This is a genomic window from Brucella sp. NBRC 12950, assembly GCF_030268145.1.
GTDB lineage: Bacteria > Pseudomonadota > Alphaproteobacteria > Rhizobiales > Rhizobiaceae > Brucella.
Window position 1 is genome coordinate 164,564 of record NZ_BSQC01000011.1, and the last position, 14,126, is coordinate 178,689.

Sequence of the window (14,126 nt, forward strand, 5' to 3'; positions counted from 1 at the left end):
CCTGATCTTCCAAATGTCCTGCCTCCCGATAGATTCACCACTTTCTTTAGCCCGATGGGCACACAAAGTCATGCCTTTCCAAATAGCTAAGCCGACAAAGGCTACACTCAAAATCTGGCGTTGTCCGTCCAACTGCAAAACCTGTTGCGATTTGGCAACAGGCTGAACATGCTTGCAATCATACTGTATTGCGGTATGCATTCCTTATTGCGGAATCTATTTTGGAAGCATAACAGAACATGACTTACTCACTCATGTTTTGAGGCGACTCATGATTACCCGCTCCTCCCGCAACTTTTTCTATGGCGTCAGCGCGTTGACGCTAGCAGCGATCTCAAGCTCATCAACCTTTGCACAAGATGCTGAGGCATCTGGAGGCTCCAAAGGACTGGTGCTCGACACGCTCGTCATCACCGGCGAAAAAGTAGCGCGTGATATCAAGAACACTGCCTCATCCGTGACCGTGATTACCGCAAAGGAAATCAGTAAGGAAAAGACGGGCGACACCTCTGTATCGGAAGCGGTCCGTGGAACACCCAACGTTGTCTATACCGACACCGTGGGCGCACCCGTTATTCGCGGTCAGGACACGCAGGGCCCAAACAATGGCGCGACAGCCTTCTTCTCCGGCACAGTCCCCCGCGCAACAATCAATCTTGACGGCCACTATCTGAATTATAACGAGTTTATCTTCGGCTCCACTTCCATCTGGGATCTCGACAGCATCGAAGTCTTCCGCGGGCCGCAGACCACATCTCAGGGCGCGAATGCGATTGCCGGTGCGATTGTGGTCAATACCAAAGACCCGACATTTGAGCAGGAAGGCGCATATCAGGTCGAGATCGGCAGCTATAAATCCAAGCGCACCTCGATTATGCTGAACAGCCCGCTCTACAAAGACGAGCTCGCAGGTCGTTTGGCTATCGATTACTCGGGGCGCGACACTTTCATTGATTATGTCAATCCGGGCTTCTACTCTTCTGGAACCGATCAGGATTTCCAGTCGCTGAACATTCGTTCGAAGCTGCTCTGGCAGCCTGCTGAAATCCCAGGCCTAGAGGCAAAGCTCACCTACTCGTTCAACAAGAGCAATCGCCCGACCTATGAAGCGGCGACACCGCTTTACTATGATCTCGACTATAGTGGCGCAACTTTACCCTCTTGGGATCAGCGTACCAATACTGGCATCTTGGATGTCAGTTATGAATTTGAGAATGGCTTCAAGCTCCACAACCAGACACAGTTCTCAGACTCTTCGGTCGAGCGCAGAGTGGGGGTCGCACATAATGGTGACGCCAATATCGACCAGACAAATATCTCGAATGAGACACGCCTCACCTTTGGAGATCAGGAGGACGTCCTGAGCGGTGTCGCTGGTGTTTATTTTGCACATACAAAAACCGACGAGCTTCTCGATCTGGTGAACGCGGCCAATAAGGTCGCTGTAAACAATTATATCTCTGAGTTCGACGACAAGAAAACAAATGTTGGCCTGTTTGGCGAACTAAGCTGGCGTATGAATGAGCAATGGACACTGACTGGAGGCGCGCGCTTCCAGTACGACAAAATTCAGCGCGATGGTGTTTCAGTCTATGCACTGGACGCAATTGATTTTGATGAATCCTTCTCTGCTTTCCTGCCTAAGGTATCGCTGGCCTATGCAATCACCCCTGAGCTTACCGTCGGTGGCCTTATAAGCCGCGGCTACAATCCGGGGGGTGTTTCGCTTTATATGAACACATCCAACCCTGCTACGAGCAAATGGAACAAGTTCGACGAGGAAACACTATGGAACTACGAACTGTTCACCCGCGCCGAATTCCTGGACAATAAGCTCGTTATAAACGGCAACGTTTTCTACATGGACTTCAAGAATGCCCAGTACAATATTCCTGTTGTCATTTCTCCCGGGATAACACAGTCATATACCATCAACGCGGAGAAGGCACATGCCTATGGACTTGAACTCGGCGCTGATTACCAGATCCTCGACAATCTGACCCTCAAGGCAGGCGCAGGTATCATGCGCACGAAAATTGATGAGATTTCGAGCAATCCCGATTATGCGGATAATGAGTTTGCAAAATCGCCGGGCTACATGCTGAACTTCGGAGCAAGCTGGAATGTAACCGAAAAATTCAATGTTTCTGGTGATGTGCGCTATATCGACAGCTACTATTCCGATGTCGCCAACACCCCATCCTACTGGATCGACGCTTACACAATCGCCAATGCCCGCGTAAGCTACGACTTTAATGAAAAATTCCAGCTCTACGGATTTGTGAAGAATATCTTCAACGAACGTGTACCGACCGCCAAGCAAGCAACGCGTGGCCTAAGCGGAGCAACGACACAGGCCAGCATGACAATGCCACGCACTTTCGGCATCGGCATCAAGGGCAGCTTCTGACCACTTGAAGCAATCAATCAAACCGCGAGCTTTCGGCTCGCGGTTTTCTGCTGAAACACTGACTGGATTTCTTTATGACATCTCGCAAAACGCTCCACATTGGCATGTCGCTTGCTCCCACCTGGCTCAGCAATGATGGCTGGCGGCATGACAACAGCGATATTGAAGGTGTTTTCGGCTCAGACTTTTACGTCGACATTGCTCAACGCGCGGAGGCTGCAAAGCTCGACTTTGTGTTTCGTCCCGACAATCTATTTCTCAACAGCCAGATCATGGAAACCACGCCCGGATTCGCTAGTCTGGATGCCACATTGCTGATGGCAACGCTTGCGCGCGAAACTTCCAAAATCGGTCTACTCACCACGATTTCTACCACCTTCATGCCACCCTATGCCGTCGCACGGCAGGTTCTGTCATTGCATCATCTAAGCAACGGGCGTGCAGGATGGAACATCGTGACCGCCCTTGATGGCAATGTGAATTTCGGACTTGATGAAATGCCGACATCCGACGAGCGCTATGCGCGGGCAGCAGAGTTTACCGATGTCGTGCAAGCGCTCTGGCAAAGTTTTCCTGGTGACGCTCTCAAGCGTGACCGGGCTAGCGGCAACTATGCTGACACTGCACGTATCAAACCAATTAATCATGCGGGTGCTTTGTTTAAAGTCAAAGGCCCCCTCAATGTTCCTTCGCTGGAGAATGTCCCGATCCCATTGGTTCAGGCGGGCGCTTCACCAGCCGGGCGCAGTTTCGCAGCATCCGTCGCCGATGCGATTTTCTCGGCAACGCCCGATATTGATGCAGCGATTAATCTGCGTAATGACCTGCGCTCTCTGGCGCAATCTCACGGCCGGAATTCCGACGATGTGCGCCTGCTTCCGGGCCTCAGCCTTTATCTTGCACCAACGCGCAAAGAGGCGGAAGAGCTTTTCTCCTATACCCACGCGCGCGGCGACCGCACGCGCAAGATTGACTATATTCGGGATATGACCGGCCTTGATCTAACCGATTGGCCAGAAGATCGCCTGATCCGCCCGTCGGACATGCCTCCGCCACCAGAAAAAGTACGCAGCAAAACCCACGCGGGATTGCTGCAGCGCCTTTTGCACAAAGAAACACTCAGCCTTCAAGACCTGCTACGCAGGCCGGAAGTGATCAGCGCCGCCCATTGGCAGATCATTGGCACGGTCGATGACGCCATAGAAGCAATTCGAAAATGGTCTGATGCAAGTGCTATTGATGGTTTCATCACCGCCCCCGGCGGTTCGACCTCATCCATGCATCTCACACTTGACGAGTTGATGCCAAGGTTGAGCGAAACAGGTCTTCTCCGCTCCGACTATACCGGTGACACATTCGCTCATCACTTGAGCGAATAGGCTTTGCCGCTTACGCGAAGCTGAAATCGAGACCTATATCGAGGTTGGGCGCACTATGCGTAGTCCAGCCTATTGAGATCAGATCGACACCGCTAGCAGCAACGGCAGCGACAGTTTCAGGCGTAATCCCACCTGAAGCCTCGGCAATCGCCCGGCCATCGATAATGCTCACTGCCTCACGCAATTGCGCGGGTGACATATTATCGAGCAATACCGCATCCACACCCATCGCCATTGCCTCAAGCAACTGCTCCAGTGTGTCGACTTCCACTTCAATCTTGACCATATGACCAGCATTGCTCTTGGCGCGGGAGATTGCTTCGCCAACACCACCTGCAACTGCGATATGATTATCCTTGATAAGCACTGCATCATAAAGCGCAAAGCGGTGGTTCATGCCGCCCCCTGTCCGCACTGCATATTTTTGCAAAGCACGCAGCCCGGGCATGGTCTTGCGGGTACAAACGATTGCAGCTTTCGTCCCCGAAACAGCTTTGACCAGATTGGCTGTTGCTGTCGCTACACCTGAAAGATGGCCCAGAAAATTGAGCGCCGTGCGTTCGGCGGCAAGGATACTGCGCGAAGAACCTGAAACGCGAGCGACCTCTGTGCCGGGCTGGTGCGACGACCCATCGCAGCTCAACCGATCAAATGCAATTGAAGGGTCAACCAATCGAAAAGCAGTTTCAGCCACGTCCAATCCAGCGATAACGCCCGGCTGCCGTAGGCTGAAGACCATTGTCGAGCGATGATCGGCAGGCACGACTGCGTTGCTCGTGATATCACCCGCCAGTCCCAGGTCTTCAAGAAGGGTCGCGCGTACCATAGGTTCCACAATCAAAGGCGAAAGGCGCGGGAGGTCCATCATGCGATCCTCGATAATGGTTGGGATGTTGTAATTTCGCGTGCGAGCGCAAAAGCCTGTTCGAAGGTGTGAAAGCTGCGCTGAGCCCGCTCATGCTTGCTGTGGTAATCCGTGCGTGCATGACTACCGCGAGACTCCTTGCGCTCGAATGCAGCAACACTCATCACCAACGCCACAGCCGCCGCATCATTTGTGTTCGCAAGCCTAAGCAACGGGGCAATCGCCGTGCGCAGTTCATGTCCGCTGCGTAACAGACCAAGTGCACGCGAGACAATTGGGCGAACGGCGGAAGCATCGCTTGATAGCGGTGCTGTCGTTGATGCAAGCAATGGTACTGACACTTTCGGCTCTTTAGCGATGGCACGACCTACCCGCAAACCCATGACAGCCGCTTCTAGAAGCGAATTGCTTGCCAGGCGGTTTGCACCGTGAAGTCCGGTACAAGCGGCTTCCCCCACTGCCCACAACCCCGGCAGACTGGTGCGACCATCAGGGTCGGACGCCACCCCGCCCATATGATAATGGGCGGCAGGCTTCACCGGAATAAGATCGCAAGATGGATCAATACCATGCCGCCTCAAGAGCGCATCAATAGCCGGAAACCGCGATGCAAAGTGCTTGCCCAGAGAAGCTCTTGCATCAAGAAAAACGTTCCTGCCATGTGCAAGCTGTTCTCCAATCGCACGCGCAACAACGTCGCGTGGAGCAAGCTCTTGTCCATGCACGTTCTGCATAAAACGGTGACCGCGATCATCAATGAGGATCGCACCCTCACCGCGTACCGCCTCGCTGATCAGAGGCAATCGCTGCGATGGAACAGCCAACGCGGTCGGATGAAACTGCACGAATTCCATATCTGCCAAAATAGCACCCGCACGACCGGCAAGAGCCGCCCCTTGCCCAAGATTACCAGGCGGCGTGGTCGTTGCCTCATACAAACCGCCCGCGCCACCTGTGGCCAATACAACCGCACAGCCTGCGACTGGCCCCTCTCCTTCGAGCTCCACTCCGCAGATCCGCTGTTCATGCGTGATAAGACGCTGCGCCTTTTTATTCTCTCGCACGGTGATCGATGGCGTGGCGAGAATTCTGGCAATGAGTGCGCGCATGATACCTGCACCTGTCGCATCCCCATCGACATGGACAATGCGATGCCTTCCATGGGCAGCCTCCAACCCCAGAGAATAAGCCCCATCTGACCTGCGGTCGAAAAATACGCCGTAGCGTTCAAGCGACGCAATCGCTTGGGGCGCCGCCTCAATAATGTGCGTTGCCACGCGCGCATCGCAAAGACCGTCGCCTGCCGCCAGCGTATCGGCAATATGCAGAGCTGCGCTATCATCTTCACCAAGGGCCACTGCAATACCACCCTGCGCCAACGGGCTGGACCCCGCCAAGCCAAGGGGTCCCGCAGTCACCAGCAACACCGGATAAGGCGCAAGTGAAAGCGCGGTCATCAAACCTGCAAGGCCACTGCCGATCACGATTACAGGAGCGATGCTCATACCGCTAGCATCCGCTCGACAGCGCGGCGTGCAGGTTCAGCAATCGTGGGATCAATCGTGACTTCATGGCGATTGTTTTCCAGCGCATCACGTATATTGCCGAGCGTGATCCGCTTCATATGAGGACAGAGATTGCAGGGCCGGATAAATTCAACATCTGGATGGTCGACAGCCACATTGTCACTCATGGAGCATTCGGTCAGAAGCACTACGCGTTGCGGCTTTTTTTCACCGACAAAGTCCGACATTACAGCCGTCGAACCAGCAAAATCAGCAGCCTCGACCACTTCAGGTGGGCATTCCGGATGTGCCAACACCATCACGCCGGGATGGCTTTCACGCAGTTCTCGGATATCGTCTGGCGTGAAGCGTTCATGCACTTCACAATGGCCATGCCAAGCTAGAATTTCAACATTGGTTTCACGCGCAATATTCTGTGCAAGATACTCATCAGGGATCATTAGCACGCGCGGCACGCCAAGCGACTCGACGATCTTTTTTGCATTCCCCGACGTGCAGCAGATATCGGATGCAGCCTTAACAGCTGCGGATGTGTTGACATAGGTGATGATTGGCACCCCTGGATGTGCCTCACGTAAAAGCGCAACATCCTCCGGTGTAATGGAATCTGCCAGTGAGCATCCAGCACCCATATCCGGGATCAGAACAGTCTTTTTGGGATTGAGCAGCTTGGCTGTCTCCGCCATGAAATGCACGCCTGCCAGCACGATCACATCGGCTTCAACATCAATCGCCTTGCGGGCAAGAGCCAGACTATCGCCGACAATATCGGCCACGCAATGGAAGATTTCCGGCGTCTGATAATTATGCGCGAGAATAACGGCATTGCGTTTGCGCTTAAGTTCAAGGATGGCCGCAACGTCTTCTTCAAAACGCATCCATTCGACCCTGGGCAAGACCGACGCCACGCGATCATAAAGTTTTGAAACAGAAACAAACTCGTTCATGGCGGCCTCCCGAGCAGCGCATAAGCTCCAACACAGCGGAACCATCTGTTATACTCAATATGAGTATTTTATAGATCCGCAGTTATACTCGATTCGAGTATATTGTCAATCACGCGAGAGAGGGAGCTTAGTTCCTGCAACATGGCGCTCAGAAAGTGCGCGTTCCTCGACAATCGAATAGCGGAAACGGAAGAGTTTGGCCGGGCGGCCTCCAGTCTCGCTATCGCTTTCGCCAGTCTCTTCGACAAGGTCCTGCTGTTCGATCAGGCGACGGAAATTCTGTTTATGCAGTCGCAGTCCGGCGAGAGCTTCGACAGTACGCTGAAGCTGCAGAAGCGTGAAATTATCGGGCATAAGTTCGAATACGACAGGGCGATATTTGATCTTGGCACGCAACCGCGCGATAGCGGTTGCAAGAATCCGCCTGTGATCAGCGAACATATGCCTTCCGTTTTCCTCATCGCCTTTTTCAGCTTCGCTGACGAGGCCCGCTTCATACAGAAGCTCATAGCGCTGAAGCACCAGATCTTCGTTCCAGCGCTCGCCATTAAGCCCGAAAGAAAAACCTATTCGCCGCAAGCGCTGTGCCGTCAGTTCCGCAGAAGCAGCCAGATGCGCCCAGACGCGAAGACCATTGCTCAGATGCCCGACTATCTCAGGCACACCCTGCCGATGGTCCTCCCATGGCAGATAATCATACCAGCCTCGCCAGCTGGCCTGATGAGACGTCGCATCACCTTCACGCACCAGCCCAAGATAACTGATTGAAATTGTCCGCTCGCCAAGCTTGTGACGGTCACGATCAGCAAAAGTATAAAGCTGCTCAAGATAGCCCACCGGGTGAGCGGTTTCCGCTTGCACCCAGGCACGCAGGCCTGACTGCAACGAACGATGCTCAGTCTCAAATGGCCCGGACGGCAGAGCCTGCCCTTGACGCACCGTCATAACGCGTGGCTGCTCACCCGTGACGGCACTTAAAACGGCGATCAACTCGGTATGGGCAATATCGTCCGTCAACGCAGCAGCTTCTTTCTCAACTCAACGCCCGACGGCGTACAAATCCATATGAAACGGTTGTGCGTTGGATAATACATAAAATCAATTCAAAAACTTGCCGTGCACCAAGGCTTCCCGCCAGAAAAGCGCCGCCCGGCTCCCGATACGAAAAGTCAGATGTATCGATCGAGATCGCGGGTCGCAAAAGTCGCTCTTAGACACCACCGCACTCGAAATGCGGCGTGGGGGTAACTCCACCGTGGGTTCGAATCCCACCCTCTCCGCCACTTGGCTTTCCAGACGAATCCACAGCTATGCAAAACCCTTGCAATACAAGGGTTAACGCGTCATTCCTTCGTCTATCGTCGGCTATATGTGTATGCGGTAAGCTGCTCACTTTGCGTATATTTTGTGTGTAGCGTACTGCAAGGATGTGTATATCGCGACTACCCGCGATAAACCACTCGCCGGTAAGTCAAATTCATGGGTAAAGCCATCAGCTTTCATTTGCGGACAGTCTGTTGCTGGCAGCAAGGGCAGCTGCAAATGCGACCTTCCGGCTCTGATATTTATGACAGCTTCGTCGCCTTCAAAGCCAATCTCGCAGCCGTCAGGTGCCTTATTGATGGCGCTATACCGCAATGCGGAAGACACTGTACAATCGGGGAAATCCTCAATTCCGGCCTGTCGCGCTGTGGCTTTCAGAGCCGGATATTGTCACTGAACGAAAACCTGTGGTCGCAGATCCGGGTGAGCTTAGTAAAAGGCCATCGCGTAGCAAGACGGTTTGGACTTGGGCCGGGGTTGCCATCATGTAAGCGGTTAGCGGTATAGGTTCTTTCCTTGGCGGTTTGGATTGGCGCGTGCAGATCTTTTTCAGTGTGGCGATTGGGCTTTGCGATCTACGGCATCAAGCGCCGTTCGGATCTGTTCAAGGCTGTCAAAGAACTCCAGTCGGAATTCAGCTGATGGGGCTGGTATGGGCAAAATTCCCAACATGGCTGAAATATCTTCTTGCCGCCGTGGTTGCGGCGAGCTTGGCCGCTGGCGGTGGCTATCTGATTGGTAAGCGGGAAGGCAGACAGCAAGCGATTACTGAGCGACTGCGAGACGATATAAAAGCATAGCGTGAAAGGACAAAGGACGATGCAAAGCTTCGCCGCTTATCGGACTATATTTTTGCAGGCTTGCACTTCCTCGTCGTGGTTTGCCAGTCGAGCAATGCGACGAGCTGCGCGGGGTTTCGTCAGAATAATCTTTCTCCAGCCGGGCTAGTCGCCTTAGTCGAGGCAGACCGGGCCGGGGCAGAGAGCGGTGAAGGGAATGACGAAAACTGCAAGAGGCGGGGTTGCTGGAAATGAGAGATCAGGTTGCAGATCGAGTAAAGGCGGCGGTCGCAACGGTTGCCGCCGCTAATCCATGGTGGCTTCCGCACCTCGAAAAAGCTTTATCTCTCGGTTTATCCAGCCTTGGCATCATCTGGCTTCTTGTCCAGATCTACTACAAGATCAAAAATGACAATTAAAGAAAGGCTCTGGTGTGAACCAGAGCCTTTTTTTTATGCTGCGCCGCGAATTTTGTTTCTGGCAGCATCAGCAATGTACGCAGACCGACTTTGATTGTGTGCCTTTGCATCTTTGTCGATCGCTGATAGCAGGTGCTCATCTATTGTAATATTTATGCGAAGGATTTTCCCCGGCATCTCGAAACTAACCAAAGTTAATATGCCGTCTTCTAATTCCTCGGCAAGCTCCGGATCTGCGCGAAGCTCCTTCGCATTGCGCAGCATCGGAATAGCGTGACCCTCCTCAATCATGCCCTCGACGTGAAAATTAAGGGCTTCTGTTCCTCGGCGAATTGCTTCTTCTTCGTTTTTGCCACCCGAAATGCATCCGGGAAAGTCAGGAAACGAAATCCCGAACTGGCCGTTTTCTTGATGGATTAATGCGTATGTAACGGGCACGTCATGCGCTCCTTTTGTAAGGCGGGTCGGACTTACCAGCCCCACCCAGCGATTTTGTAAATGTTCTTTAAAGTCTTAGGCGGGAATTCGGTTGTGCCCATGTCGACTGTAACTTTGCCGCTTTTGCGCGGGTGGGTGTATTGAACATGATCTCCCGGCCCCTTTCTTTTAATTGTCCAGCCATCGGCATTTAGCATCTGAACAATTTCTCTCGGCTTCATTGGTCTGCGGTTTGGTGCCAACCTTTTCCCTTCTTTGTAGCACACTTATACACACCAAACGATAGTGTGGAAAGGTGTGTAGTAAAGTAATGTGTAAAAATACACACGAAATAGAATAGTTGTTGTAATGAACTTGGCAGATTGTGAAGCTGGGGCGCAGGGAAAGTTAGGCATAATGATACGGAACAAAGAGAAAATGGCGAATTGGCTAACCTAGAAATTAATTAATGAAATCAATAGTTGATGCAGTCCCTCCGGGACAGCCGGGACTTCGATCCCATGATGCGAACTTCACTGTCTGCGACCTCGACACGCTGTGCGAGCGCGCGCAGATGGTCGCGGCGATAGCCGCCGCTTTCCAGCCGGATACGCTCGCAGGTGGCTGCGGCGAACTTGCGCAGCATCTGCGGCGTCACCGCCTTTTGCACCTAATTTTGAAGCATGGCCTGGCCCGGTCGGCATCGGTCTTGGCCTGATCGCGGATGGCTTTGAAGCCGCCAATACGGTCTTTCAGCGCCGGATCGTCCAGATCGGCAAAGCCCGCCTCGATGGCGTCATAAAGCCGTTTGAGGCGCAATTGCGATTCGGCTGAGCGCTTGTTCAACTCGGCGATATGCTCGGCGGCGCTCAGCATGTTCTTCGGCTGCGGTCGAGCGCGGAGGCAAGCACGGTTTCCAGCCGCTCGGGCTGGAGAAGCTGTTTCTTAAGGTGATTGACGACAAGATCATCCAACGTTTCCATCGCACGGCCATGCCTTCGCAGGTGGTCGTCCCCTGCCGTGCCTTCATTGAGCAAGCATAATAGCGATACCGCCTGTCCTTGCCGGTGCGGATGATCATGGCCCGTCGCACTTGGCGTAATGGATTAGGCCGGTCAGCATGGTTGGGCCGCGGATGACGCGGGTGGGCATGACCTGGGGATTAGGAGTCTTGAGCAGCTTCTGAACCACCTCAAACGTATCTTTGTCTATAATGGGGGGGACCGGAACCGTTACGATCTCGCTGACCGGCTTCAACTCCTCGGTTTTGGAGCGCTTGTTGAACTCATGCTCGGCCTGCCGCGCCGTCGAAACGCGCAAATATAGGGCGGCGCGTAGCGGCACGGTAGAAGCGGTCATAGTCTGCTTCCTTTCAAAGCCCGTTGTGTTCCGAACGGGTTCGCTACTCTGCTGCCTCCCTGATGGTCCCGACGATCCATTCATTCAGGCTCTTGCCCGATGCTGCTGCGGCAATGACTGCGGCGGCATGATCGTCAGGCGTGAGGCGGACATTGAACTTTCCGGAGAACTTCCGGCGCGGCTCAATATCCTTCTCCCGGCACATTTCGAGATAGACGGCCAACGACTTGCGGCCTTCCTCGATCAGATCGTGGACGCTTTCGGCATAGAAGTCGGCTCCGCCATTGAGGCCGACAAACTCGCCGCGCAGCATCTGAATCTCGGGATCGAAAGCGATAACTGCCTTCTCGCCATTGATTTCAACGACATTATTCATGGCTTTACTCCGTGTTCGTCCAGCCATTTTCGGATGCTGGCAACCGCACCTTTGTCCGTATCCGGTGACGGATGCCGACAATGAAAGACGCGCACTTCACCGAACAGGAATACGCCGACGCGCGAACCGTCCCGCTCACTGACTTCCGCCCCGAGACTTGCAAACAGCGCCTCTAGATCGGCCCAGCGGATCGAACCGTTGACGGGGCGGGCGAAGATCAGTTCCAGCGTGGCTCTGTGACGCTTTTTCATGGAGCATCCAGTATCATTATTTAGTACCGTTTTCAAGATCAATCTGAGCTCCGGCGTCAGGCAATTCACTGTCGAGGCCGAATAGTTCATCGAACAAATCGCCGAACCATCGCTCGAACACTTCTATCTCGGCTTGTGTAACCGGAACGGGTCGGGCCAGTCGTCGGTCACGGTCCATGTGGTGAGGTCATGCTTGGGCGGCCTGCCGGGGGAACGGCTACGGATAGCCCAATTATTACTCAATCTGCTCGGATGCGGCAGGCGGTCGCTTTCTCCGCCGGAAACGGGATGCCGTCACCGGCAAGTGGTCACCGCTGCGGTCAGAAGTCATCGAGGAAATCAAATTCGTTGAACGAACGCTACCGCCATCCGACCGGGTTGGCGAGCCAGCGATTGATGGCGGACCAGGACAGCCCGGCGCGGGAGAGAACGGTCTTCAAACGGACGATACGGTCTGGTTGACGCATGGCTGCCTTGCCCCGTGCTGGCTGTTTCTGACGATTGCAGAGACCAGACAGAACAATGATTTTTCGTTGTACAACTGATATTTAGGCAGCGTAGGACTGTGGCGGTAGAAACGGCGGCAAATAGGAAAGTTCTTCGCTCTAAAATGCGATGCCTCGGCCTCTGCCGAGGCCATGACTGAGGGAAGTTGCCGCCCCAACCTCAGCCTGAGTCGAAATCCATGTCGATGCCGAGTTGTTTCTTGCGACCTTTGAGCAGGGATTCCATCTGGGGATCGCGCTCAAGGCTTTTTGCCATGTTGCCCATTCCTGCCCGCGCGGCCTTGTAGCCGAAATAGTTGCCTCACTTGCCTTTAGTCGGTCAAACTCCTGTCGGCTGGTAATTTGGAAAGTCATTCTATCCATGAATTGCGGATAGTGCCGCTGAAGTGTGCGAAAGAGATTCACCACATCTCCAGAGCGGTCGCTTATGAACTCTGCTCATGGCGCGAAGGTACGTCTGAAGAACACACCGCCCATGCCGACCAAAGGCTCTGCAAAATTGAGTGGGTACCTTCGCTATTTGATCGCATAGCGACTCGCGCTCGCCGTCGCGCGTGGCGATCGCGGAAAGAATGGCGGCTTCGTTTGCTGCCTCCGCGAGACCAAAAATGTGGCATCACACTAAAATCGATCAATGGATGTCACCGGATTTGCACCACTTACACGCCATTCAATGCGCGGCGTGTAAGTGATCTATTAAATCCCGATTATGGGGTTACGTCGAAGCCAAACCACTTTTCGGAAAGCTTCTTGATCGTACCATCAGCCTTGGCAGCCTCAATGGCTTCATTGAACATCTTCTGCAGTTCAGGCTCATTCTTGCGGATACCAACGGCGACGCCGCGACCCAGAATGCCACCCTTGAAGTACGGGCCGGTCATGACGATGTCTTCATTGCCTGGCTTCTTGGCGGCATCGGAGAGGTAAGCCAATGAGGCAACGACCAGATCGACACGGCCCGACTTGAGGTCGAGGTCATGCTGATCAGTGGTCTTGTATTCACGGATATCGGTTGAATCCTTGAAGTACTTGTCCAGCAACGAAAGGCCGAGTGAAGCAGTCTGAACGCCAACCGTGCGACCTTTGATTTCGGCCGCGACCTCATCGATTGCCTTCTGGTTCGCTTCTTCATCCTTGGCGAGATAAAGCGTTTCGCCGGTGTGGGGCAGCTTAGCAAAAGGACTGTCCTTAAGCGTGGCGAAAGTCTGCGGCGTCAACCCGTAGGAAACGGTAAAGTCGATGGTTTCTTCGCGTTTTGGCGTAGCAGTCAGACCAGCCATGATAGCGTCAAATTTTCCAGCATTCAGTGCCGGAATGATACCGTCGAAAGGTTGCGCTACCATCGTGCATTCAACCTTCATGCGAGCACAAAGGTCTTTGTAGAGATCAACTTCATACCCATCCAGCGTGCCGTCCGGCTTGGTGAAGTTATACGGACGGAAAGCGCCCTCCGTAGCGATAGTGATCTTGTCCCACTTTTTTCCCTCTGCATTTGCAGACGCGGTTGTGAGAACTAGCGCTGAAACGAACAGGGCTTTGAACAATCCCGTGGTCTTCATTTGACTTAAA

General features: G+C 53.6%; 17 protein-coding genes and 1 pseudogene. 4 read left to right on the plus strand and 14 right to left on the minus strand.

Going from position 1 to position 14,126, the window contains the following annotated elements; genetic code table 11:
• The first annotated feature begins 271 nt into the window (after nt 1–271).
• Together QSJ70_RS18780 and QSJ70_RS18785 are read left to right on the plus strand one after the other, a co-directional pair.
• Nucleotides 272–2,410, plus strand: coding sequence for a TonB-dependent receptor (locus QSJ70_RS18780; protein ID WP_285538675.1), 2,139 nt, complete (start codon nt 272–274; stop codon nt 2,408–2,410).
• Between the two features lie 74 nt (nt 2,411–2,484).
• Nucleotides 2,485–3,789, plus strand: a complete 1,305-nt coding sequence (locus QSJ70_RS18785) for an NtaA/DmoA family FMN-dependent monooxygenase (protein WP_285538677.1) — start codon at nt 2,485–2,487, stop codon at nt 3,787–3,789.
• Nucleotides 3,790–3,799: 10 nt separating this feature from the next.
• Here QSJ70_RS18785 and nadC read toward each other — a convergent pair whose 3' ends face one another.
• The 4 genes from nadC to QSJ70_RS18805 all read right to left on the minus strand — a co-directional run bounded on the left by nadC (nt 3,800) and on the right by QSJ70_RS18805 (nt 8,144).
• Nucleotides 3,800–4,654, minus strand: a complete 855-nt coding sequence (gene nadC / locus QSJ70_RS18790) for a carboxylating nicotinate-nucleotide diphosphorylase (RefSeq protein ID WP_285538751.1) — start codon at nt 4,652–4,654, stop codon at nt 3,800–3,802.
• Nucleotides 4,654–6,159, minus strand: a complete 1,506-nt coding sequence (locus QSJ70_RS18795; protein ID WP_285538679.1) for an L-aspartate oxidase — start codon at nt 6,157–6,159, stop codon at nt 4,654–4,656. Before QSJ70_RS18795 ends, nadC begins: the two co-directional genes overlap by 1 nt.
• The gene (gene nadA, locus QSJ70_RS18800; RefSeq protein WP_215777631.1) at nt 6,156–7,127 is read right to left on the minus strand and encodes a quinolinate synthase NadA; all 972 of its coding nucleotides are present in this window, start codon (nt 7,125–7,127) and stop codon (nt 6,156–6,158) included. The genes QSJ70_RS18795 and nadA overlap by 4 nt, the downstream gene beginning before the upstream one ends.
• Before the next feature lie 105 nt (nt 7,128–7,232).
• Nucleotides 7,233–8,144, minus strand: a complete 912-nt coding sequence (locus QSJ70_RS18805) for an NUDIX hydrolase (RefSeq protein ID WP_215777633.1) — start codon at nt 8,142–8,144, stop codon at nt 7,233–7,235.
• Nucleotides 8,145–9,091: 947 nt separating this feature from the next.
• Between QSJ70_RS18805 and QSJ70_RS18810 the strand changes: the two genes are divergently transcribed.
• On the plus strand, nt 9,092–9,250 hold the full coding sequence (locus tag QSJ70_RS18810) for a hypothetical protein (RefSeq protein ID WP_215779142.1): 159 nt from the start codon (nt 9,092–9,094) through the stop codon (nt 9,248–9,250).
• A 230-nt stretch (nt 9,251–9,480) separates the two neighbouring features.
• On the plus strand, nt 9,481–9,648 hold the full coding sequence (locus QSJ70_RS18815) for a hypothetical protein (RefSeq protein ID WP_285538681.1): 168 nt from the start codon (nt 9,481–9,483) through the stop codon (nt 9,646–9,648).
• Between the two features lie 33 nt (nt 9,649–9,681).
• Here QSJ70_RS18815 and QSJ70_RS18820 read toward each other — a convergent pair whose 3' ends face one another.
• From QSJ70_RS18820 to QSJ70_RS18860, 10 genes and pseudogenes are all read right to left on the minus strand, one after another.
• Entirely contained in the window at nt 9,682–10,086 is a 405-nt protein-coding gene (locus QSJ70_RS18820) for a type II toxin-antitoxin system HicB family antitoxin (protein WP_285538683.1), read from the minus strand.
• Nucleotides 10,087–10,118: 32 nt separating this feature from the next.
• Nucleotides 10,119–10,307, minus strand: coding sequence for a type II toxin-antitoxin system HicA family toxin (locus QSJ70_RS18825; RefSeq protein WP_285538753.1), 189 nt, complete (start codon nt 10,305–10,307; stop codon nt 10,119–10,121).
• Between the two features lie 233 nt (nt 10,308–10,540).
• Complete coding sequence (locus tag QSJ70_RS18830; RefSeq protein ID WP_285538685.1) at nt 10,541–10,711, minus strand: hypothetical protein; 171 nt, start codon at nt 10,709–10,711, stop codon at nt 10,541–10,543.
• Nucleotides 10,712–10,719: 8 nt separating this feature from the next.
• The gene (locus tag QSJ70_RS18835; protein ID WP_285538688.1) at nt 10,720–10,941 is read right to left on the minus strand and encodes a hypothetical protein; all 222 of its coding nucleotides are present in this window, start codon (nt 10,939–10,941) and stop codon (nt 10,720–10,722) included.
• Nucleotides 10,942–11,142: 201 nt separating this feature from the next.
• A complete protein-coding gene (locus QSJ70_RS18840; RefSeq protein ID WP_285538690.1) occupies nt 11,143–11,424 on the minus strand; it encodes a hypothetical protein in 282 nt (93 codons plus the stop codon).
• 43 nt (nt 11,425–11,467) lie between these two features.
• A complete protein-coding gene (locus QSJ70_RS18845; protein WP_252349081.1) occupies nt 11,468–11,800 on the minus strand; it encodes a type II toxin-antitoxin system HicB family antitoxin in 333 nt (110 codons plus the stop codon).
• The gene (locus tag QSJ70_RS18850; protein ID WP_285538692.1) at nt 11,797–12,051 is read right to left on the minus strand and encodes a type II toxin-antitoxin system HicA family toxin; all 255 of its coding nucleotides are present in this window, start codon (nt 12,049–12,051) and stop codon (nt 11,797–11,799) included. The genes QSJ70_RS18845 and QSJ70_RS18850 overlap by 4 nt, the downstream gene beginning before the upstream one ends.
• 16 nt (nt 12,052–12,067) lie before the next feature.
• Nucleotides 12,068–12,229, minus strand: coding sequence for a hypothetical protein (locus QSJ70_RS18855; protein ID WP_285538694.1), 162 nt, complete (start codon nt 12,227–12,229; stop codon nt 12,068–12,070).
• Between the two features lie 427 nt (nt 12,230–12,656).
• Nucleotides 12,657–12,858: pseudogene (locus QSJ70_RS27780) on the minus strand (hypothetical protein); the annotation flags it as partial.
• A gap of 406 nt (nt 12,859–13,264) precedes the next feature.
• Complete coding sequence (locus QSJ70_RS18860; RefSeq protein ID WP_215777660.1) at nt 13,265–14,116, minus strand: transporter substrate-binding domain-containing protein; 852 nt, start codon at nt 14,114–14,116, stop codon at nt 13,265–13,267.
• Nucleotides 14,117–14,126: the final 10 nt, after the last annotated feature.